The organism is Salinivibrio sp. SS2 (assembly GCF_001722075.1).
In the GTDB taxonomy this organism is placed as follows: domain Bacteria; phylum Pseudomonadota; class Gammaproteobacteria; order Enterobacterales; family Vibrionaceae; genus Salinivibrio; species Salinivibrio proteolyticus.
On record NZ_MEBP01000062.1, the window covers coordinates 113,137 to 135,510 of the forward strand.

The following is a 22,374-nucleotide window of genomic DNA, read 5'->3' on the forward strand; positions in this document are numbered from 1 at the left end:
AATCAATAATTAACTCTCAACATCCACTTCGCGTTTTTTCTCATTGAGATAATTTTTCAAGAAACCATCAATCACTCTTGGATTTTGTCCATCCTGAATTGAGAGCAAGCCGTCTGTTATTAGTCGCCGATTCAGTTTTTCTTGCTCTTTCCGTAACGTCAGCTTATTCGCGATGGGGATGGCAAATACATTCGCTAGTAATGCGCCATACATAGTGGTTAACAACGCCACCGCCATTGCTGGCCCAATCGCTTTCGGGTCATCCATATTCGATAACATTGCCACGAGGCCGATCAAGGTCCCAATCATCCCCATAGCAGGGCCGATATCCGCCATTGCTTTGAAAAAGCCAATACCACTCTCGTGACGCTCGTCAGTGAGCGAAATGTCCTTATTTAATGCTGTTCGCACCACGTCCGCATCATGGCCGTCAACGAGCAAGTCGACGCCTTTTTGCATGAAGGAGTTACTCACTTCCATTTCTTCGAGGGCGAGAAACCCGCCTTTACGCGCCGCGTCAGCCATCTCAATAATCTTGGCAATCAAATCTTCCGGGTCATCTGCTTTGAACATAAAAGCCTTACCCGCAATTTTGAATGAGGAGAAGAACTGTTTCATCGGGTATTGCATAAGAACAACGAAAAGGCTGCCGCCGAATACAATCAATACCGACGGTAGATCGACATACATCCCAAAATTACCGCCCAGTAGCATCGCCATCGCAATGAAGGCCAACGCTCCAATAAGGCCCAATACCGTCGCTATATCCACGTCAGTCTCCCTTAGATTACATCGGTTCGTTATTATTTGTTTTTGTTGTCTTTGGTTGTATCGGCAACCAATCCTATAGGTTTAGCGCAAATCCGCAAATACCAACAAGCAGAATGCGTGATTTGCAAAGCAGCGTTTGGGGCACAAAAATCGCCTGATGAATTTGACCCCCTGTCAGCACTGGGTTAACGTCTGCCCCTCCCTCTCTAATTTTATTGCATCATGGCTGTGAAGAAACCAGAAAATATGACCTTTGAGGACACCCTCAAAGAGTTGGATGCGATCGTCGGTGCTTTAGAGACTGGCGACCTCGCCCTTGATACGGCAATGAAGCGCTTTGAGCGCGGTATTGCGCTTGCGCGCCAAGGACAAAAAACCTTAGCAGATGCTGAACAGCGCGTTGAGATTCTGCTTTCTCAAGATGATGACGCGCCACTGACTGAATTTTCTCACGACGACAATGACTGATTCCGTTGTACAGCTCGCGCTGCGGGAGACGCAACACCGCAGCAACCAACAGCTATCGCGTTGGCTAGACACACTCTCGCATCAAGATTTACCGCTTATTAAAGCAATGCGCCACGGCTTACTGCTCGGCGGCAAGCGCGTTCGTCCTTTCTTGACCTATGCTACCGGACAATTGTTTGGCGTGCCCATCACTGATTTGGACACGCCCGCTGTGGCGGTAGAGTGCATTCACGCGTACTCCTTGATCCACGATGATTTGCCCGCCATGGATGATGATAGCCTGCGACGAGGTCAACCGACTTGCCATATCGAGTTTGATGAAGCGACCGCTATTCTCGCCGGGGATGCCTTACAAACCTTGGCGTTTACGGTGTTATCCGAAGGGTCGCTCAATCCAAACGCTGAATCTTACCGTATCGATATGATCAGAACGCTTGCAAACGCCAGTGGCGCCAGTGGAATGTGTCTAGGTCAAGCGCTCGATCTCGCCGCCGAAGGCCAACACGTCGGGTTAGAGGCGTTAAAACAAATCCACCGTAACAAAACGGGGGCATTAATTCGAGGCGCGGTCAGACTGGGGGCTTTTGCCGCCGGCGAGAAAGGGGTGACGCATCTTGACGAGCTGGATACCTTTGCCAACGCCATTGGCCTCGCGTTCCAAGTGCAAGATGACATTTTAGATATCACAAGCGATACCCAAACATTGGGGAAACCGCAAGGATCTGACATGAGCGCGGATAAAAGTACCTACCCTGCGCTACTCGGTTTACAGGGCGCGCAAGAAAAAGCACAGCAACTTTACCAAGAAGCACTACACGCGCTGCATGCGATCCCCTACAATACCGAACAACTGGAAGTTTTTGCCCGATATATCATCGAGCGCAACAACTAGCATTACCAATAAAAGCGCCGAACCACTATGACACTGGATATATCAAAGTACCCTACACTCGCGTTGGCTGATACGCCGGAAGAGTTACGCACCATTCCGCGTGATCACCTTCCTGAACTGTGTGATGAGCTGCGTACCTACTTACTTAATACGGTTAGCCACTCAAGTGGTCATTTTGCGTCTGGACTTGGCACTGTCGAGCTGACTGTCGCACTCCATTATGTCTATAACACCCCTTTTGATCACCTTGTTTGGGATGTCGGTCACCAAGCCTACCCACATAAAATTTTGACGGGTCGGCGCGAAAAAATGCCGACGATTCGCAAAAAGGGCGGATTGCATCCCTTCCCGTGGCGCGAAGAAAGCCCCTACGATGTGTTGTCGGTAGGCCACTCCTCCACATCAATAAGCGCCGCATTGGGGATGGCCATTTGTGCCGAAAAAGAAGGGAAAAACCGCAAAGTCGTTAGTGTGATTGGAGACGGAGCCATCACCGCGGGGATGGCATTTGAGGCGATGAACCATGCTGGGGACGTGAAACCCGACATGCTGGTGATCCTCAACGACAACGAAATGTCAATTTCAGAGAATGTTGGTGCTCTCAACAATCATCTGGCGCAGCTTCTTTCCGGTAATTTGTATACCACCATCCGAGAAGGGGGCAAAAAAGTCCTGTCGGGCGCGCCACCAATTAAAGAGCTGGTCCGTCGTGCTGAAGAGCACCTCAAGGGAATGGTAGTACCGGGGACCATGTTCGAGGAACTCGGCTTTAACTATATCGGCCCTATCGATGGTCATGACGTGGAAGAGCTGGTTAAAACGCTAAAGAACATGCGTAACCTGAAAGGGCCACAGTTCTTGCACGTGATGACGAAAAAAGGCAAAGGCTACGCGCCTGCGGAAAAGGATCCGATTGGGTATCATGCCGTTCCTAAATTCGATCCAAGCGTGCATACCCTACCGAAATCAAAGCCAGCCAGCCCGACATTTTCTAATGTCTTTGGTGACTGGTTGTGTGATATGGCCGAGCAGGATGACAAACTGCTCGCCATTACCCCGGCGATGCGTGAAGGCTCTGGTATGGTGCGCTTTTCCAAGGCGCACCCTGACAAATACTTCGATGTTGCGATTGCCGAACAACATGCCGTCACCCTAGCGGCAGGTATGGCGATTGGTGAGTACAACCCTGTGGTAGCTATCTACTCCACCTTCTTACAGCGTGCGTACGATCAGCTGATCCATGATGTCGCCATTATGAACTTACCGGTGTTGTTCGCGATCGACCGCGGTGGCATCGTGGGCGCCGACGGCCAAACGCACCAAGGGGCATTTGATTTAAGCTACCTTAGATGCATCCCGAATCTAGTGGTGATGACGCCAAGCGATGAGAACGAATGCCGGCAAATGCTCTATACCGGTCATATTCATCAGGGCCCGGCCGCAGTGCGCTACCCACGCGGGGGAGGCATGGGCGTTGGTATTGAGCGCGATATGCATGCACTCCCTATCGGTAAAGGCGTGCAAAAACGCCAAGGTAAGCGCATTGCGCTACTTAACTTTGGTACTCTGTTGCCCGGCGCCCTCGCGGCAGCAGAAGCGCTTGATGCAACCGTGGTAGATATGCGCTTTGCTAAACCTCTGGATACCGATTTAGTGGCAGAAATGGCGAAAACGCATGATTGCCTTATCACTATTGAAGAAAACGCCACCGCTGGCGGGGCGGGAACCGGTGTGATTGAAAGCTTGATGACGCAAGGTATCATTAAGCCAGTATTGCAAATTGGCTTGCCCGATCGCTTTATTCCACAAGGCACTCAGCAAGAATTGCATGCTGAGCTGCAATTAGATGGTGAGGGGATCGAAGCGCAAGTGCGTACTTACCTCGATAAAATAGGCCTGTCTTTATAAGACGGGACATTTAGACTAAAAAAGCCCGCGATATTAAGCGGGCTTTTTGATCCGTTATTACGCCATCATCTTGGCGATGATGACGATTACTTGGTACCGAAGATTTTATCGCCGGCATCACCTAGGCCAGGTACGATATAGCCTTTGTCATTCAGCTTTTCATCGATAGCTGCAGTATAGAGCTCGACATCCGGATGCGCTTTTTTCAACGCTTCAATACCCTCTGGGGCAGAGACTAACACCAACACTTTGATATGTTGACAGCCTTGCTCTTTGAGCAAATCGATAGTGGCAATCATAGAACCACCCGTTGCCAGCATAGGATCGACCACCAGCGCCATACGCTCGTCGATATTGCTCGCCAACTTGTGGAAATACGGTACAGGCTCTAGCGTTTCTTCATCACGGTAAATGCCGACCACACTGATACGGGCACTTGGTACATGCTCCAACACACCGTCCATCATACCGAGCCCTGCACGCAAAATAGGCACCACGGTGACTTTTTTGCCTTTGATTTGATCAACGCTGACTGGACCGTCCCAACCTTCGATGGTCACTTTTTCTGTTTCGAAGTCTGAAGTGGCTTCGTATGTCAGTAGGCTACCCACTTCAGTGGCAAGCTCACGAAATCGCTTAGTGCTAATATCCCGCTCACGCATCAATCCAATTTTATGCTTCACTAACGGGTGCCCGACTTCCACGACCTTCATCTTAGACTCCTTACAAAAAACAAATTCTCGGTAGTATACACGAAAGGGTTTTGCTAGCGTAGATCAAAGGCTTGACATCTCGCCTATTTCCTCACCAAACAGCTGACGCAAACGTTTTCCTTTCTAATTATCTACTGATAGAATAGCGCCGACTTTTGACTTCCAACTCCGGCGAGGAATTGCAGTGAGCGGTAAACAATCATCTCTTAGCTACAAGGATGCAGGTGTCGATATTGATGCGGGTAACGCCCTAGTCGACCGTATCAAAGGCGTCGTCAAACAAACTCACCGTCCTGAAGTAATGGGCGGCTTAGGCGGGTTTGGTGCCCTGTGTCAGTTACCGACCAAGTATAAAGAACCCGTGCTGGTGTCCGGCACTGATGGGGTAGGAACCAAATTACGTTTAGCGCTTGATGCCAATAAGCACGATACGATCGGCATTGATTTGGTCGCTATGTGTGTGAACGATCTAATTGTTCAAGGGGCTGAACCACTCTTTTTCCTCGACTACTACGCGACCGGAAAATTAGACGTCGAGACAGCGGCCGATGTGGTCACAGGGATTGCTCATGGATGCCAACAAGCCGGTTGTGCCCTGATCGGTGGCGAAACCGCTGAAATGCCGGGCATGTACTCAGGGGATGATTATGATGTCGCTGGGTTTTGTGTCGGGGTCGCGGAAAAATCCGCATTAATTGATGGCAGTAAGGTCGGTGAAGGCGATGCTCTGATTGGTCTGGCTTCTAGCGGTCCTCACTCAAACGGCTACTCTCTGATCCGCAAGATCTTGGAAGTCAGCGAGGCTGATTTAACCATGCCACTCGAAGGCAAACCTTTGGTTGAGCACTTGCTGGCACCGACCCGTATCTACGTGAAGTCAGTACTCACTTTACTTGAGCAATACCCTGCTCACGCCATTTCTCATATTACCGGTGGCGGCTTCTGGGAAAACATTCCCCGCGTATTGCCTCAAGGTACAAAAGCCGTTATTGATGGAAATAGCTGGCAATGGCCAGCCATCTTTAACTGGTTGCAGGCACAAGGCAATGTCAGTGACTATGAAATGCTGCGCACCTTTAACTGTGGCGTCGGCTTAGTCATCGCGCTACCGCAAGCACATGCCGACCAAGCGATCGCACTGCTCAATGAGTCAGGGGAAACCGCTTGGCAGTTGGGCCATATTGCAACAAGTGCTGACGGCGAAGCGCAAGTGGAGTTGGTGTAATGACAAAACGCATCGTGGTGTTGATCTCGGGAAGTGGTAGTAATCTTCAGGCTTTAATCGATAAGTGCCCGCAAAACGCAAAGATTGTCGGCGTGATTGCAAACAAGCCAGATGCCTACGGCCTAACCCGCGCGGATAATGCTGGAATCGAGACTCGCGTGCTCGAAAACTCGCGCTATGACACTCGCGACGCTTACGATCATGCGTTGGCAACCGCCATTGATGCGTTGGCTCCTGACTTGGTCGTTCTCGCCGGCTTTATGCGTATACTCACCCCAGCCTTTGTCGAGCACTACCAAGGACGGATGCTGAATATTCATCCGTCGTTGCTCCCCAAATACACGGGCTTACATACCCACCAGCGCGCGATTGATGCGGGTGATACCGAGCATGGCACCTCAGTGCATTTTGTCACAGAAGAATTGGATGGTGGCCCGGTGATTTTACAAGCACGTGTCCCCATTTTTTCAGAAGACGACGCCAATACCGTTGCAGCACGGGTGCAACAACAAGAGCACCAGATTTATCCTTTGGTTGTTCGCTGGTTTGTCGAAGAGCGCTTACGCATGGAAGCTGGCCAAGCTTGGCTCGACGGCGCGCCGTTGGGCCCCGCTGGCTATGCCGCTGATGACGATGACGACCTAAAAGCCTAGTGTGATTCGCCCTGATCAAAAAAGGCGCCTGATGGCGCCTTTTCTATGCTGGCAAGACCGCAATCAGGTCGTTGTATACTGATCTTGATTGGTGCAATACACTTCACCAAAATGGAAGACGCAGTACTCCCCTTCTGCCATTTTGTGCCAGTTTTCATTATTGGTTAGCGGCTGGGTCGCGATCACAGTGACGACATCATTGGGCGTAGTCTCCTCATGAAAATCAACCGTCATTTCCTGATCGATCAAGCTCGCTTTACCAAACGGGGCCCGCCGCGTAATCCAGTGCAAGTTATTACTGCAATACGCCATCACATAGTCACCATCGCTAAACAGCATGTTGTACACTCCAAGTGCACGTAACCGATCGCAGCGCGAGGCGATAAAGTCGAACACCTCACACATGTTATCGGGTTGCTGTGGGTAGTGCTTGTATAGCTCATTAAGCAGCCAACAGAAGGCTTTTTCACTGTCGGTTTCTCCCACAGGCTTAAAGTGGCCCGTTTCTAAGCTTTCAAACCCAGATAGCTGACCATTGTGGGCAAACGTCCAATAACGTCCCCAAATTTCGCGAGTAAAAGGATGCGTGTTTTCAAGGCTGACGCCACCTCGATTAGCCTGACGAATATGACTGACTACCGCACAGCTTTTGATCGGATAACTGGTTACCAATTCAGCCACTTTAGATTGGCAGCTTGGGGCGGGATCTTTAAAGGTGCGAAACCCTTTCCCTTCGTAAAAAGTAATGCCCCAGCCATCTCGGTGCGGCCCTGTTTTTCCGCCGCGCTGAATAAGCCCAGTAAAACTAAAACAGATATCCGTCGGCACATTGGCACTCATGCCAAGCAGTTCACACATTCTTTCATCTACCTCCGAGCATTAGGCCGCCATTTCCTTTTCCACCAGCTGGATAAGAATATGGATAATCTTAATATGGACTTCTTGAATACGATCCGCATAGCCAAAATGAGGGACACGAATTTCGATATCCGCAAGACCAGCCATTTTGCCGCCGTCTTTCCCAGTCAGCATGATGGACTTCATGCCTTTCGCTTTCGCCGCATCGATCGCGTTAAGAATGTTGCCTGAGTTTCCTGAGGTAGACAGACCAAAGAGGACGTCGCCTTTCATGCCGACGGCTTCAACATAGCGTGAAAAAACAAACTCATAACCAAAGTCGTTGGAAACACAAGAAAGGTGGCTTGGATCAGAAATCGCAATCGCAGGATACCCCGGACGGTTTTCACGATAACGGCCCGTTAACTCCTCGGCAAAATGCATGGCATCACAGTGCGAGCCACCGTTCCCACACGAAAGCACCTTGCCACCCGCTTTGAAGCTATCGGCCAATAGCTTGGCAGCTTCTTCAATTTGTTGAATGTTTTTGTCGTCACTTAAAAAGGCATTCAAAACGGTAGCTGCTTCCGACAGCTCACCGCGAATAATATCTTGGTACATGGCATGTTCCCATCGTTGAAAAAGGCCAGGCTCTCACTCTGTGCACTGGGGGTGAGAGCGGATTTAAGGTCAGTGTAACCGTATCGTTTTGTGCCTGTCGACTGCCGCTTGCGTGTTGGTCTCGAGCTAGGTCACGTTTGTTCAAATGGCAACCTATCTTTCCAACTTTGGCGGAGAATGATTGATGATTTTCTCACCTTGCAAGCCACATCACACCGTACCAATTTACAAATATTTAAATTTTTGCTTACATTAAGTGGTACGACCTCTTACCTCATTTGAGGAGAGGCTAACTAAACCGAAGGAGATGACGTGATGGCGACAGGGTTATTTATCGCTGCCATGCTAATTGTGGCAGGCGTACTCGCATACCATCGTGCCAATTTGCTGGTTTCAACAGCTGTATTGGCTGCGGGACTGGTAGTAGGGACTTTACTGGGGAGTGTTGGACAGATCACTTGGCTGATCTTTGCCGTAATCGCACTGCCACTAAATATCGCGACATTCCGTCGCAACTGGATCAGTAAACCAGCGTTTAAAGCGTTTAAATCTGTGATGCCAGAAATGTCAGCCACAGAAAAAGAAGCCATCGACGCCGGTACAGTATGGTGGGAAGCAGATCTTTTCCGTGGTACGCCTGACTGGAACAAATTGCATGATATCCCAGCACCACGTTTAAGTGCCGAGGAGCAGGCGTTCCTGGATGGCCCTGTGAATGAAGTCTGCCGTATGGTTGATGACTATCAAGTCACCCACGAGCTGGCAGATTTACCACCTGAGGTATGGCAATACCTGAAGGACAACAAGTTCTTCGCCATGATCATCAAAAAACAATATGGTGGCCTCGAGTTCTCCGCTTACGCCCAGTCTTTGGTGTTACAAAAACTGTCTGGCGTGTCAGGCGTACTGTCATCTACGGTCGGGGTCCCTAACTCTCTCGGTCCGGGTGAGCTATTGCAGCACTATGGTACCGAAGAGCAAAAAGACCACTACTTACCGCGCCTTGCTGAGGGTAAAGAAATTCCATGCTTTGCCTTAACCAGCCCAGAGGCAGGCTCCGATGCGGGCTCGATCCCTGACTACGGAGTTGTCACAAAAGGGATGTGGGAAGGCAAAGAAGTGCTGGGGATGAAAATCACCTGGAACAAACGCTACATCACCCTAGCCCCTGTCGCTACCGTACTCGGTCTCGCGTTTAAACTTCGCGATCCTGACCATCTACTTGGCGATCAAGATGAGCTTGGTATTACCTGTGCACTGATCCCGACCAATTTGGAAGGTGTCGATATCGGCCGTCGTCACTTCCCTCTCAACGTTCCATTCCAAAATGGACCGACACAGGGTAATGACGTCTTCGTTCCAATGGACTTTATTATTGGCGGCCAGAAAATGGCGGGCCAAGGTTGGCGTATGCTGATGGAGTGTTTGTCGATTGGTCGCGGTATCACCCTGCCATCGAACACCACCGGCGGCTTGAAGTCAGCAGCATTGGCAACCGGTGCTTATGCGCGTATTCGTCGTCAGTTCAAATTGCCGATCGGTAAAATGGAGGGTATTGAAGAGCCTCTAGCGCGTATTGCGGGCAATGCTTACGTAATGGACGCCGCCAGTGCCCTGACCGTGACTGGGATTGACTTGGGAGAAAAACCGTCGGTGATCTCCGCCATCGTCAAATATCACTGTACGCATCGTAGTCAACAAGGTGTGATTGATGCGATGGATGTTGTGGGCGGTAAAGGTATCTGCCTTGGTCCTAAAAACTTCTTGGGACGCAACTATCAAGGCTCACCTATCGCCATAACCGTTGAAGGTGCGAACATTTTGACGCGTTCGATGATCATCTTCGGTCAGGGGGCGATCCGCTGCCATCCGTTCGTACTGGATGAAATTCGTGCCAGCGAAGACACTGATTCGCAACGTGCGTTAAATGCCTTTGATCGCGCACTGTTTGGTCACGTTGGCTTTGTGATGAGTAACCTTGCTCGCACATTGTGGCTGGGCCTGACCGATGGACGCTTCTCGAAAACACCACGTAAAGACGAAACACGCCGTTACTACCAGCAAATGAACCGCTACAGTGCGGCATTAGCGCTGCTGGCTGACGTTTCAATGGCGGTTCTCGGGGGTAATTTGAAGCGTAAAGAGCGTCTGTCTGCGCGTCTGGGTGATGTGCTTAGTCAGCTTTATCTTGCCTCTGCAACCATGAAACGTTACGCCGATGAGGGCTATCAGAAAGACGATCTGCCATTAGTTCATTGGGGTATGCAAGATGCCATGTACCAAACTGAGCACGCGCTTGATGAGTTCCTTGCCAACTTCCCAAATCGTATGATTGCAGGATTGGTACGTGCCCTCGTGTTCCCATTAGGTAAAGGTCGCCGCAAACCAAGTGATCGCTTAGACGGTAAGCTTGCGGTAATTTTGCAATCGCCAAGTGCAACACGTGATCGCATTGGCCGTGGACAATTCTTCGAGCCTGGTAATGCCATTGGGAATATCGAAAAAGCGCTTCACGACATTCTCACTGCAGAGCCGATCCACAAAAAAGTTTGTGACGGTATTGGCGAGAAACTGCCATTTATGTTCTTAGACCAAGTGGCACAGAAAGGTCTGGATGCGGGCGTGATCAGCGAACAAGAAGCACAGCTGCTCCGTGACGCCGAAGTGGGTCGACTAGAAACCATCAATGTTGATGACTTCGATCCTGCAGAGCTTCCTGCTGCATCGACCAAAGTGGGAAAGATGCATGATGCAGCTTAATGATTCGCGTTAAGCTGCCCAACCAAAAAGAGAAGGCAATTGCCTTCTCTTTTTTTATTCTTTACTTCTCTTTTTTATTCTTTATCCGGTTTATCCATGTCCAACTCATCGCCCATCTCTTCACGCGTGCCTTCATCGGGTGGCGGCGCTTCCAATTCTTGAGCCGCTTCAGCAAGCTTACGGGCTTTGCGCTTTTTCAACACAAACCAAACCGCTGCGCCGAGCAGAAGAATCAATAGATTCCCTACACCAATAATCAGTAACGATGTCGTGCGTGCCTTTTCTTTCTCTCGCTCACGGCGCCGCTCTTCCGCTGCCGCTTGCAATTCGCGCTCTCGCGCCAACCGCTCGGCTTCTGCTTGTTCAAGCGCTTCATAATCGGTCACCGCAAACGTCTGCTCAGGTAAACTAAAAACCAGCGGTCGGCCTGACAATAAATCCGTCGCATAAAGCATACTGCTCCATTTGTACTGGCCCGGCGTGGATGCATACGGGATGTCCAGTGTCATCGTCATGGATTTATCATCGTTCGATGTTTGGTAAACTGTGGTCTTCCCTTCCGTGTCGATAAATTTAGCATGCACCGATATGCTACCCGGCTCAATACTGGCTTCCTCGGCCTGAATAACTAGCTTGTGTGGCTCATCATCAATTTGGCTTTGTTTAAACGTCGCCATCAATGGCGTCGGGTACACCAGCACTTCTTGCTCTAAGGTGCGGAAAAAAATGCCATTGCCTGACGTCACACGCGCTCGGTATTTACCGGGCATCACATTCACCGGCAGTGCGACGGTGAAGATACCATCATTGGGCTTTTCATCTAACCCCGTTCCGTCGTCACTAAAATGCCCGAGTGAGCGAGGCTGAGGGCGCTGATCAAGGTTGAGCGATTCAGGATCTTCGACGTACTCGGTAAAGGTGACATTCAAATCAACGCGCTCGATGAAATCGCGCAGGATGAGAGGCTCATCGCCAAGTTTTAATCGCGCCGTGAATTTCACCGTTTCCCCCTGATATAAACGCGGAGGAAGATCATCAACCTGCATACGCAGATCGCTTAGTACTTTTACTTTGTTATCAGGGCTAACTCGGCCAATCGCTTGCCACGGACCGGGCATGGGATCAGTGATAGAAACGATGTCCATGTCCGATTCTTGGTGCCAAGAAACTTTATCCGGATGTCGCCATGCGTAGTACTTAGTGCCGTCGGGGCGCACAAGGACCACTGGGACACTGGGATCTTCTCGGTAAATCACGAACGCGGCACGCTCAATGGTAGGATCAACCCGAAAGCGGTTTTCCAGCAGACGTATTTCTTGCTCACTGGCTTGCGCCAATAATGGGATACAAAGACAGGCAGTCCACCACCGCTTTTTCATGTGCTCTCCTACTGTCGCCAAAGACAGCTACCATTTTGCTCAATAAAATCTAAACGCGCTTCGTGTGCACTTAGTTCATCGGCGGATGCGGGGATAATCTTTAGCGGTTTCTGACGTTTGACCGAACGCGGCGCCATTGGGCTCGCATTGTCCGTATCGGTTCCCGCGTTAAAAGACAGGCTGGTTTGCCCGCCCGTCATCAGTAAGTAAACGTCGGCTAAGATCTCGGCATCAAGTAATGCCCCGTGCAACGTGCGGCGAGAATTATCAATACCATAGCGCTCACATAAAATATCTAAGTTATTGCGCTTACCCGGGAAGATTTTCTTCGCCATGGCAAGGGTATCGGTAATCGAACAGATCTCGCTCGTCTTTAACGCCACTCCCAAGTTTTTAAACTCGTAGTCCATGAAGCCGACGTCAAAGGGCGCATTGTGGGCAATTAGCTCCGCCCCTTCTACAAAGGACACAAATGCCTGATGCACATCGGCGTATGTCGGTTTGTCGGCGAGAAAAGCATCCGTGATACCGTGTACTTCAATAGCTTCAGGATCAATCGCACGTGTCGGTTTAATGTAGGCATGAAAGTGCCGACCGGTTAGCTTACGATTGATAATTTCAACCGCGCCGATTTCGATAATGTTGTGTCCCTGGTAATGAGGGCCACCTTCGCGGTTCATACCTGTGGTTTCGGTATCAAGAACAACAAGGCGATCGTAATTCGCTTTCATGGCAATACTTATGTCAAACTTGGCAGATTCTAATATCCGATAGTACCAAAGATGACCAAGCAGGTAGAAATTTTCACAGACGGTTCATGCCTAGGTAACCCAGGTCCCGGTGGTTACGGTGTGGTGATGCGTTATAAACAGCACGAAAAAACCTTGAGCGCCGGTTATACCCTCACAACGAATAACCGTATGGAGCTCATGGCAGCTATCGTCGGACTGAACGCCCTTACCGCGTCATGCGAGGTCGTGCTTACCACAGACAGCCAATACGTGCGCCAAGGGATCACACAATGGATCCATAATTGGAAAAAACGTCAGTGGAAAACTGCAGATAAAAAGCCAGTGAAAAACGCTGATTTATGGCAGCAACTCGATGCTGCGGCCGCCAAGCATACAGTGACGTGGAATTGGGTAAAAGGCCACGCTGGCCACCCAGAAAACGAACGCTGTGATGAATTAGCCCGAGAGGCGGCCAATCACCCTACTCTGGTTGATGAAGGGTATCAGCCGCAATAAGCAGGTTTTTATCCACCGTTTGGCACCACCCCACCTAAAGGCGCAACGGCTTTTTTCAGTTTCCAGCGTGGTTTGATGGGCTTTAACGGATAGCTGCGTTTACGGGCGATAATAAAGTAGACGCAGCCGACAAAGGGCGTGAATTCAGCAAAGCTGCTTTCTACCCAAGCGTGTCTCGCCTTGGGCTGTTTCGTTGGCCACAAACCAAAGTGCGTTGCAGTGGTCACCTCATAATTCATCACACTTAGCCAATCGCGGATCCTCAGTGGAGAAAACATACGTCCACTCCATGGCAGTCGCTGTCCGCGTCCCCGCAATACGCGCTTGATTCCCATCACGCTGGTCGGGTTGACGCCGGATAAAATAAGATATCCATCGTCAATCATCACGCGATCCACCTCACGCAGCAGCCGGTGAGGATCATCGCTATAGTCGAGCTGATGAGCCAGCAAGCACGCATCAAACGATTTTTCGATGAAAGGAAGCGCATAATGGTCTGCGGTTAAGTTGCGCATTGGATTACGTTTATCCACACAGACTTGGTGTTGAATGTTACACTGTTGGCTGACCAGTTCGCAGCTTAGCCCGCCGAGCTTCAATAAATGGTAGCCAAACAGGTTAGGCAAACATTCATCTAAACGCGTTTGTAACTGCGCTCGTGTCCAATCCCCATACGCAACTTGGTCCCACGTATAGGGGTAATCATAGTGATAATCGATGCGCGCTGGTTTCATGGTCAAGGCTCATTCTATTGCTGGAGAACCCAATGCTCAGTGTCAAAAGCATACCTGCATTTAACGATAATTACATATGGCTCATTATTAGTGAAGATAACCGTTGTGCGGTGGTCGATCCGGGTGAAGCACATCAAGTTATCGACTACATTCAGGCACATGAGTTGACCTTATCCTGCATTTTAATCACACACCATCACTGGGATCACACCAATGGCATTGAAGATTTAGTACGCTTTGCGCCAAGTGCTGCTGTGATCGGTCCCGATGTAAAGCCTATCCCTCGACTTACGATGGCAGTGAAAGACGGTGACCAGATTGATGTGTTTGATCACCGTTTTCTGGTGGTGGGCGTAGAAGGCCATACCGAGGATCATATCGCATTTGTCGGCGATGGTAAGCTATTCTGCGGCGATGCGCTATTTTCAGCAGGGTGCGGCCGCTTACTCGGTGGCACCGCAGAACAAGCCGTTAACTCATTGAAAAAGCTTGCATCCTTACCCATCGAAACTCAGGTTTTTTGTGCACATGAATACACGGCGGCCAACGTCGCTTTCGCATTAACCGTTGAACCGGAAAATGATGCGCTACATTTGTATAGAGAAGAAGTAAATAGGTTGCGTGCGCAGCAAAAACAGACTCTACCGAGTACCATTGAGCGCGAACGGCGCATAAACCCATTTTTACGAACGAGCGAACCGACTGTGATTCAAGCGGTGAGTGGCCGAGCCACTGATGACAGTGAGCTAGAAGTATTCAGGGCTCTGCGGCAGTGGAAGGACGAATTTTGAGCTGAGTCTCTTGTCATCAATATAACCAGCCCCTATTATCATCGGCTATTTTGGACGAAGGTTTTATGCAATGAAGTACCGTTTTGTTATCTTGAGCACCCTGTTGCTGAGCGGCTGTCAGCTGACAGGTGATGCTCAGAATACGGATATCGCAACAAAAAAGACCCCAGTCGCGGCTACTCCGGTTAAAGCAACACCGACCGTTTCCGCGACCAAGAAACAACCGACCCCAGCGACACCAACGGTACTTTCACCGCAAATGCAGGAGGATGTGTGGCAACGAATCAGCATGCAGCTGTCACTGCCCGTCCCTAATAACAGCGCTATCCGCCAGTACCGCAATTGGTACCTAAAATATCCAAACCACATTGCCACCGTCGCGGAACGTGCCACTCCTTTCTTGCACTTAATTGTTGAGAAAGTAGAAGCGCGCAATATGCCGCTTGAGATCGCATTGCTACCTATCGTCGAAAGCTCGTTTGATCAATTTGCTTACTCTCACGGTCGTGCCGCTGGCTTATGGCAGTTTGTACCAGCAACCGGTGAACGCTTCGGGCTGGAGCAAAATTGGTGGTATGACGGTCGTCGTGATGTGGCAAAAGCCACCGATGCCGCCTTGGACTACTTGGAATACCTTAACGGTATGTTTGACGGCAATTGGCTTCACGCTATTGCCGCCTACAATTCCGGTGAAGGCCGCGTTGCACGTGCGATTCGTAACAATGAGAAACGGGGCAAGCCAACCGACTTTTGGCACCTCGATTTACCCAAAGAAACCAGTAGCTACGTCCCCAAGCTGATTGCACTGGGCGACGTCATTCGTCATAAAGATAAATATGGCCTTGAGGTTCCCGCCATCGCGAACAAACCTGCACTGGCATTGGTTGAACCCAATATCCAAATGGACCTAGCACTGGCAGCCAACTATGCTGGCCTGAGCGTGTCAGAGTTACAAAGCCTTAATCCGGCTTACAACCACTGGGCAACCGCGCCTGCCGGCCCGACCCACTTGTTACTTCCCATCGATAAAGTCGATCGTTTCAACACCGAACTGGCGAAAAATAACAACCAAGGGCTACGTGTGGAGCGTTATTACGTCCAATCGGGCGATAGCCTGAGTGAAATTGCCGCCCACTACAACACGACGGTCAAGGTACTGCAGCGCGCTAACCAACTGAGTACCACACGTATCCGTGTCGGTCAGCCTCTGATGATCCCAGTCTCATTGAAAGACGAATCTCAGTACACCTTAAGCGCCCCACAGCGCCTTGCCGCATTGCAAGCCGCTGAGCGCGACGGTTACAAACGGACTCATACCGTGCGTAAAGGGGATAGTTTCTGGACAATTGCTCGCCGTTATGACGTTGACTACCGACAACTGGCAAAATGGAATGGCATGAGCCCCCGAGATACCTTGAGTATTGGGCAAAAGCTGGTCGTTTGGGATAAAAACGATAACGCAAAACGTGTTCGTACCATCACTTATCAGATTCGCCAAGGCGACTCCCTAAGCAGCATTGCGCAGCGCTACAATGTGTCCGTGTCTGATCTGGTTAAGTGGAATCAGCTACGCAAGAACGCCTATATTCAGCCGGGCCAGCGCCTCACCCTACATATTGATATCTCGCGGAGTAGCGGCTCATGATGGTAGCGTCCTCCAATCCTTTGTTCGCCTTGCGTGATATCGTAATCCGGCCGAGTGCCTGCTTTGCCGCATTGAGCCAGCGTCCTGCATGGGCGTGGTTGGCGTACTTATTACTGTGCTTTAGCTCAATGGCGTTTTGGAACGCCTACTTCGACCACACTGATCTGGCTACCCTTCAGCGAGTGTTAATTCAAACACTCTCTATGTCCGAAGGCGGTGCCCAGCAATGGTTGGAACGTGAGACCCTATTGGCGTCAGAGGTGCTAGGAGACTGGTTTGGACGCGCGGCGGTCATCTTCGCGCTGGCACTTTGGTTCCGTCTTGCCACTAAACAAGAAGCACCAACTTTTGGCTACCGACATTGGCTTGCGGCAACCAGCTTTATCCTACTGCCCGCCATCGTGGGTGATCTGGCCAGCTATACCAATATGATGTTGTCACCGAGTTTCATTCTACCTGCCCACGCAGATCTCAACAGCCTGAACGGACTGTTAAAACTGCCGTTGACGTCAGAGTGGAGTGCTTGGGCGGCGAGTCTACCCATTCTTCTTCCTTGGTATTGGGTGCTCAGTATTACCGTCTTGGCCCTCTGGACGCCGCTTGAACAAGGTAAAGCGATTGTGGTTGCCACCCTGCCTTGGTTTGCCGTCTTTGGAGGATGGGCCCTGATGATTGCCGTTAGCTAATCACCCTCAACTGCGCCTCCATCGGAGTATGATCGGAGGCGCCGTTATCCAACGCTTTTGCGCCTTCCACCACTAACCCTCGATAAAAAACATGATCCAACGGCAAGCCAAATTTCGTGATCCGCTCATCCGGGCTAAACGCCATTTCCTGAAGCGATAATCTAGAGACCATTGCCCTTACCGCCTCTAAACGACGCTGAGACCAAGTATTGAAGTCCCCAGCGAGAATAATCGGCCCTTCAACCTGCGTGAGCACTTTTTCTAACGCCGCCAGCTGTTTCTTATACGCTGACATGGCGTACGTAAAGTTAATGCTATGAATATTGACCACTGCCAGTCGCTGACCATTAGACAGTTGATATTCGCTGTACAACGCACTTTTCGGCAGCCTTAGATAAGGTTCAACGGCGGTATATGCACAGCTATGCATCGGATTAACCTGAGACAAATTCATCACCCCAGCCACAGCATCTTGCATAGCAAACGCATAAGCCTGATCGTAGTGAAGTGACGCTTGATTTATCCAGCGAGCAAGCTGAGGACCAAAACTGGCTTCTTGCAATAACATTAACCGGTGAGGGTCACGGTATTGACTCAGCGCCGTCTCCCAATGAGGACGTTGCTGTTTATAAATATTCCACACCAGTAATGAAAAATGCCCGTCTTCATCCAATGGAGAAGCATGAATATAATCAACACATTGCCGGTGAATACCTGAGACGGTATGCAACTGGGTACTATCTGGCACGGTAAAATAGCCATTTACACCCACCACAGCGGCCGGCACTAGAATCGCTGTGCCCCACGCCATCGCTTTACCAATTCGCCGTTTCATCACGTCTACCACTTTTGATTACTCAGCCACTGTGAGTATAACCTGCCATCAGTTCGGGCGCCGATTTTGCGCGTCTTGCGGTTAAAATACAAGCAAAGATCTCACTTTATGACTTGCCGATAATCGAGCCCCAGAGATAGGATGTGAGAGCAATAATAACAATATACATTCAAGGAGCGACGCCACATGCTCAATAACCTATTTGTGTATGGCACCCTGTGTCCGGGGGAACGGAATCATTATTTACTTGCCGATGTGCAAGGAGACTGGTATCCCGCTACATTGCAAGCAGTACGCACGGATCGTGGATGGGGATCGGCAAAAGGCTATCCAGGGATTGAACTCAGTGACAATCCCGACGATATCGTGCACGGTTGGTTGTTAAAAGCAAAAGACCTCACGGCGACCATCCCCCAATTAGATGAATTCGAAGGGGCAGGCTATCAACGCGTTATTGTAGAAATTCGTTATCAACCAAATATGGATATGGTACAGACCACGACCGCCTTCACTTATGAGCTCTGCTTTAGCCATCAGCCGGAAGAAGCAGGCCCAAGCCAGTTTGTCGCCAAAAACTATTAGCGCTGTCAGACAGTCAAAAGCACCGACAAGCGTCAGTGCTTTTTGAGTAGCAGAGATAGATGGGGTCGACCGGTAATATTGAGATCAAAAAAAAGCACCGACAAATGTCGATGCTTTTTAGATGGCAGGGGTGGAGGGATTCTACCGGGCTGGCGTTCCATCGGACTGGCGCCCCAGCCCCCAACACGCGGGTTTGGAATGAAAAATTTCGCTACATTAAAGACATAACCTAACAACAAACCTGACTGTGTTGGCATGAATCATATGGAAATGTTGCAAGCTAATCGCAATTCTAAAATTAACCACCATTCTTCGATGGCTCTACCTGCTCTACCTGCTCTACCTGCTCTACCTGCTCTACCTGCTCTACCTGCTCTACCTGCTCTACCTGCTCTACCTGCTCTACCTGCTCTACCTGCTCTCCAGTATGCGCAGCGTGATTCATAAGCCTAGGTATATTCCAAGCAAAGATAGACAAGATAATTGAAGCACCAAAAACTAGCAGCATTGCCTTTCTATACAAACATTTATAAGGCTTTGTTCGAGAATCGATAAGATACTTCACTTCCTTATGTGAAATATGATTTCTTGTTGTATCTTTCCAATGTTCTAAATCACCCAAGGAGAGACTTAAAGTCTGTCTCTCAAAATAAATTCTGATCACCGGACTAAATAATAGATACACGGAGAGTATTTTGAAAAGCCAATGTATATTTTCAGAGTCCAGTAGATCCTCTTTCCCGATCAGTCGAGAAAACAGCATTATTGCTAAAAAGAAAATTGCAGATAAAACATCTTTAAATAGTCCCGAAACTAAATCATTTGTAGACTTAGAATAACCGTCGGTAGCAGACTTTATATCTTTTTGGAAATCAGATATTTCCTTAGCATGAGCTTCCTTTCTATCCTTTATTACAAACTCGTACTTATCTTTAGCTTGCTCCAGAGCTTTAGTTAACTGACTGTATATACTGGGTATAAAACAACAATCATCCGCAAGATCTAGACTAATTCTATCCATCACTAAAAGTAGCCGAACTTGGGTTCTTTCCTCGTAAATCCAAGAAACAACAGATTCCAACAAACCTAGTTGGGTAGTATCGCAAACATGATTATCTGCTACCAATTTCAAACTCAATCGTTTAATACCAGATACAACAATGCTATTTGAACCTAAAAACTCTTTGGATAAAGAAACTGCAAGCAATTGTTCATACGCGTTGTAAAAAGGCTGAGTCAAAGGACATACGTCAAGATCCCTAGGTAATCGATAATTTAAAGGTTCACATACTGTTTCAGCCTGACCCACAAAGTGGGTCTGAGCTTTTACATCGTCACTAGAAGGAATGTTTATACCACTAGCTCCATTAAAAATTGGAGAACTTTGCTTACTCAAGGAGATGATAGATAAACGCTCACCTTTAACATCAAAATCACCAAAACCAAGCCAAATGACTATTGGACTTGAAGAGTTTAAGCAGCAATTTCGGTCGAAAATGCGGGAAATATTTCTTTGTAGCCAAGTTGAGTAGGCATCTTCTGAAAAAAATAGGTACTGGTTGACCCCTTCCTGAATATCTACTGATATTTCACTATTTAATACATCACCTTTATTTACGACAGCTTTGCAGCTAGCGTTATCAGGAATCTTTTCAAAGACACGCCAGCCATCTTGAAGCTCCCCTTCCCAACGCAGCTTTAAGAAACTAAACCTACTTTTATCTTCGTCATAAATGTCACGAATTTGAGGCGGACAAAAGTTGAACTCGATACGATCATCGAGCTCTAACATATTTGAATGTATTTGCAGTAGTTTTAGCGTCTCTAACATCATTAGGTCATTTCAAACTGAGTGGTTCGAATGGTAATCACCTTCTCACCGTTTTCTTCTTCGATCTTAATGTTATTATCTGCCAATTCACCTTTAAAGAAAATGGCTACATTCTCACCAGTAACTAACTTACTCTTGCGATTTTCAGACGGTATGGAGTTTGGACGACACTCGAAAACCTGTCCAGATATTTCACTAGTAGTAAGCATATCAATAAGAGAATCCTTACACTCCGTCTGCTGTTGTAGATATATGGCTTTTTGTTGTTGCTGCTCTTCTGTCAGTTCATCCTCTTTTAGCTCTGGCGGGATAAATGAACCAAGAACATGTTCTACGTAACTGTCCGTATCAAATTGGTCGTGAGAGTCAAAGAAAGAAACAGAACGTGCTTTTATATCTGTATGCTTAACATGCGGTGGCAACAAACCCGCAACTTCTTTTGACCAATCAGAAGTCTTTGCAACAGTCTTCTTAGTTAACGACGATGGGTTATCTCTCACAATCACTTGCAAGAAGTTTCGAAAGTAGTCAGAGATAGCCTCATTGGTATCTTTAACTTTATCAGTTTTTCCTCGCTGCAATGCGATTACGTCCCAAGCAAATTCAGTTCCTGGATCTAGAATCGCCCACTTTTGCAATGCTCTCGGGGTATCAGCCAAAGAGTCAATAATTCGGGTTAAAGATACGATATGTCGACCATTAACTTCATTTCTCTGCTGTTGATATACTGTCGTGAAGTCAATTTTCAGGAAAGAAAGCAACTTATGTCGCTTATCACCAACCAGAACAGATACTACTGCAACAATAAAGATTCCATCACTCATAGTGCGGTTGTGAGCACTAAAAAAACGTTGAGTTAAAAGTCGTGATGTCGGGACGAGAGTAGTGAGATCTCCTAGGATATCTAGGCAGTTAATTCGACAAGTATTATCTTCAGGGTTAGAAAACAAAAACTGTGTTCCTTCACACGCTCGACGTATTTGTCGCTCAAAAAACTCCTTCTGCTCCTGCTCTAAAGTCACTTCATCATTGAATGAAGGCTCTTCTAAATCATGACGAATAACATGATAAATAAAATTCTCGATTTGGAGTGATTCAATTACGGTAGAGTTTAAAACTGCCATCTTGCTTCCAGATCTATACGTTACTGTTCTCTACAAATATTATTACAAGATCATACAGTTTCATACTAGATAGTTCAGGTGAGCCATAAAAATCATAGAACTATTAAGCAGGTCACCCTCCGTACTTCTATCATCCAAAATTTCAAACCCTGATAGTAGCAATCGTAGAGTGCGTGATTACTCCAGCAAGATTACTACTCTACTATTTTCGGACAATCCACCATCACACGGCAGGTAAATAATAGCAATCGTTCCACTACATTGCTACCACTGGTTCTGAAATAGAAAACCAGATCCCTTTCGGAACCTGGCTTTGATAGTGATTTTGATGCTACGGTACTACTCTAGCATCAATACTGCTTCATGGCGTTGTTGATCAAATCATTCACCTAACGTACTGAACTCGATTGGATTACTCCCATCAATCAACTCGGTAACTAACAGGCATACCGAGTCTTATGACTTTGTTTATTGCTTTCACGTTGGCCAATGCTTCGCCAACTTGGGCATCGTAATCTCGTAGTGTCAGCTGAGGGCTGATTAACGTTTTGTATCGGGACATGCCTGTTTCTGACAGAGAGCGTTGGTGATAACCTTCTTCTCGTTTCCAGTTTGCCAAGTTACCCGACTTTAAGGCGCATGACGGCTGCATTGCGAGGATGATCATTCTCC

At 48.5% G+C, this 22,374-nt stretch carries 21 protein-coding genes and 1 pseudogene; 11 read left to right on the forward strand and 11 right to left on the reverse strand.

All coding sequences use genetic code 11. The features are described 5' to 3' along the window. Window positions 1-9: 9 nt before the first annotated feature. Window positions 10-771: a flagellar motor protein PomA gene (pomA, locus tag BGK46_RS04955; RefSeq protein ID WP_069587454.1), complete on the reverse strand. Its 762-nt coding sequence runs from the start codon at window positions 769-771 to the stop codon at window positions 10-12. Between the two features lie 222 nt (window positions 772-993). Here pomA and xseB point away from each other — a divergent pair, with 222 nt between their 5' ends. Genes xseB through dxs form a run of 3 tightly spaced genes read left to right on the forward strand, consistent with a single transcriptional unit; the run spans window position 994 to window position 4,039 of the window. Beyond that, a complete protein-coding gene (gene xseB, locus BGK46_RS04960) occupies window positions 994-1,239 on the forward strand; it encodes an exodeoxyribonuclease VII small subunit (protein WP_069587455.1) in 246 nt (81 codons plus the stop codon). Beyond that, complete coding sequence (ispA, locus tag BGK46_RS04965) at window positions 1,232-2,131, forward strand: (2E,6E)-farnesyl diphosphate synthase (RefSeq protein ID WP_069587456.1); 900 nt, start codon at window positions 1,232-1,234, stop codon at window positions 2,129-2,131. The genes xseB and ispA overlap by 8 nt, the downstream gene beginning before the upstream one ends. Window positions 2,132-2,158: 27 nt before the next feature. Continuing rightward, window positions 2,159-4,039 carry a 1-deoxy-D-xylulose-5-phosphate synthase gene (dxs, locus tag BGK46_RS04970; protein ID WP_069587457.1) on the forward strand — a complete coding sequence of 627 codons (1,881 nt, stop codon included), beginning with the start codon at window positions 2,159-2,161 and terminating at the stop codon, window positions 4,037-4,039. Between the two features lie 86 nt (window positions 4,040-4,125). On the opposite strand, the gene upp is transcribed toward dxs, so the two are convergent. Further along, the gene (gene upp, locus BGK46_RS04975) at window positions 4,126-4,752 is read right to left on the reverse strand and encodes a uracil phosphoribosyltransferase (RefSeq protein WP_069587458.1); all 627 of its coding nucleotides are present in this window, start codon (window positions 4,750-4,752) and stop codon (window positions 4,126-4,128) included. A 184-nt stretch (window positions 4,753-4,936) separates the two neighbouring features. Between upp and purM the strand changes: the two genes are divergently transcribed. Beyond that, window positions 4,937-5,977, forward strand: a complete 1,041-nt coding sequence (gene purM / locus BGK46_RS04980; protein ID WP_069587459.1) for a phosphoribosylformylglycinamidine cyclo-ligase — start codon at window positions 4,937-4,939, stop codon at window positions 5,975-5,977. Then, complete coding sequence (gene purN, locus BGK46_RS04985) at window positions 5,977-6,630, forward strand: phosphoribosylglycinamide formyltransferase (protein ID WP_069587460.1); 654 nt, start codon at window positions 5,977-5,979, stop codon at window positions 6,628-6,630. The genes purM and purN overlap by 1 nt, the downstream gene beginning before the upstream one ends. A gap of 63 nt (window positions 6,631-6,693) precedes the next feature. On the opposite strand, the gene BGK46_RS04990 is transcribed toward purN, so the two are convergent. Next, the gene (locus BGK46_RS04990; protein WP_069587461.1) at window positions 6,694-7,488 is read right to left on the reverse strand and encodes a class II glutamine amidotransferase; all 795 of its coding nucleotides are present in this window, start codon (window positions 7,486-7,488) and stop codon (window positions 6,694-6,696) included. A gap of 21 nt (window positions 7,489-7,509) precedes the next feature. Further along, a complete protein-coding gene (gene lpcA / locus BGK46_RS04995) occupies window positions 7,510-8,088 on the reverse strand; it encodes a D-sedoheptulose 7-phosphate isomerase (protein ID WP_069587462.1) in 579 nt (192 codons plus the stop codon). Between the two features lie 315 nt (window positions 8,089-8,403). Between lpcA and fadE the strand changes: the two genes are divergently transcribed. Beyond that, window positions 8,404-10,848, forward strand: a complete 2,445-nt coding sequence (gene fadE / locus BGK46_RS05000) for an acyl-CoA dehydrogenase FadE (RefSeq protein WP_069587463.1) — start codon at window positions 8,404-8,406, stop codon at window positions 10,846-10,848. Between the two features lie 74 nt (window positions 10,849-10,922). On the opposite strand, the gene BGK46_RS05005 is transcribed toward fadE, so the two are convergent. Both BGK46_RS05005 and dnaQ read right to left on the reverse strand, forming a co-directional pair. After that, on the reverse strand, window positions 10,923-12,227 hold the full coding sequence (locus BGK46_RS05005) for a TIGR03503 family protein (protein ID WP_069587464.1): 1,305 nt from the start codon (window positions 12,225-12,227) through the stop codon (window positions 10,923-10,925). An 8-nt stretch (window positions 12,228-12,235) separates the two neighbouring features. After that, window positions 12,236-12,958 (reverse strand): DNA polymerase III subunit epsilon, encoded by a 723-nt coding sequence (gene dnaQ / locus BGK46_RS05010; protein ID WP_096631103.1) that lies wholly within the window; start codon window positions 12,956-12,958, stop codon window positions 12,236-12,238. Between the two features lie 51 nt (window positions 12,959-13,009). On the opposite strand from dnaQ, the gene rnhA reads away from it, so the two are divergent. Further along, complete coding sequence (rnhA, locus tag BGK46_RS05015; protein ID WP_069587466.1) at window positions 13,010-13,474, forward strand: ribonuclease HI; 465 nt, start codon at window positions 13,010-13,012, stop codon at window positions 13,472-13,474. A gap of 8 nt (window positions 13,475-13,482) precedes the next feature. Here rnhA and BGK46_RS05020 read toward each other — a convergent pair whose 3' ends face one another. Beyond that, the gene (locus BGK46_RS05020; RefSeq protein WP_069587467.1) at window positions 13,483-14,208 is read right to left on the reverse strand and encodes a methyltransferase domain-containing protein; all 726 of its coding nucleotides are present in this window, start codon (window positions 14,206-14,208) and stop codon (window positions 13,483-13,485) included. 32 nt (window positions 14,209-14,240) lie between these two features. On the opposite strand from BGK46_RS05020, the gene gloB reads away from it, so the two are divergent. The 3 genes from gloB to BGK46_RS05035 all read left to right on the forward strand — a co-directional run bounded on the left by gloB (window position 14,241) and on the right by BGK46_RS05035 (window position 17,330). After that, window positions 14,241-14,999: a hydroxyacylglutathione hydrolase gene (gloB, locus tag BGK46_RS05025; RefSeq protein WP_069587468.1), complete on the forward strand. Its 759-nt coding sequence runs from the start codon at window positions 14,241-14,243 to the stop codon at window positions 14,997-14,999. 70 nt (window positions 15,000-15,069) lie between these two features. After that, entirely contained in the window at window positions 15,070-16,644 is a 1,575-nt protein-coding gene (locus BGK46_RS05030; RefSeq protein WP_069587469.1) for a lytic transglycosylase, read from the forward strand. After that, entirely contained in the window at window positions 16,641-17,330 is a 690-nt protein-coding gene (locus tag BGK46_RS05035) for a YIP1 family protein (protein WP_084781272.1), read from the forward strand. The genes BGK46_RS05030 and BGK46_RS05035 overlap by 4 nt, the downstream gene beginning before the upstream one ends. Here BGK46_RS05035 and BGK46_RS05040 read toward each other — a convergent pair. Beyond that, window positions 17,323-18,165 carry an endonuclease/exonuclease/phosphatase family protein gene (locus BGK46_RS05040; protein WP_254659659.1) on the reverse strand — a complete coding sequence of 281 codons (843 nt, stop codon included), beginning with the start codon at window positions 18,163-18,165 and terminating at the stop codon, window positions 17,323-17,325. The genes BGK46_RS05035 and BGK46_RS05040 overlap by 8 nt on opposite strands. Window positions 18,166-18,351: 186 nt before the next feature. On the opposite strand from BGK46_RS05040, the gene BGK46_RS05045 reads away from it, so the two are divergent. Then, window positions 18,352-18,747 carry a gamma-glutamylcyclotransferase family protein gene (locus tag BGK46_RS05045; RefSeq protein WP_069587470.1) on the forward strand — a complete coding sequence of 132 codons (396 nt, stop codon included), beginning with the start codon at window positions 18,352-18,354 and terminating at the stop codon, window positions 18,745-18,747. Window positions 18,748-19,045: 298 nt separating this feature from the next. On the opposite strand, the gene BGK46_RS05050 is transcribed toward BGK46_RS05045, so the two are convergent. The 3 genes and pseudogenes from BGK46_RS05050 to BGK46_RS17720 form a co-directional block, all read right to left on the reverse strand. After that, the gene (locus tag BGK46_RS05050) at window positions 19,046-20,578 is read right to left on the reverse strand and encodes a hypothetical protein (protein ID WP_069587471.1); all 1,533 of its coding nucleotides are present in this window, start codon (window positions 20,576-20,578) and stop codon (window positions 19,046-19,048) included. A gap of 2 nt (window positions 20,579-20,580) precedes the next feature. After that, window positions 20,581-21,702 (reverse strand): nucleoid-associated protein, encoded by a 1,122-nt coding sequence (locus BGK46_RS05055; RefSeq protein ID WP_069587472.1) that lies wholly within the window; start codon window positions 21,700-21,702, stop codon window positions 20,581-20,583. Window positions 21,703-22,123: 421 nt separating this feature from the next. Continuing rightward, window positions 22,124-22,374: pseudogene (locus BGK46_RS17720) on the reverse strand (IS5/IS1182 family transposase); the annotation flags it as partial.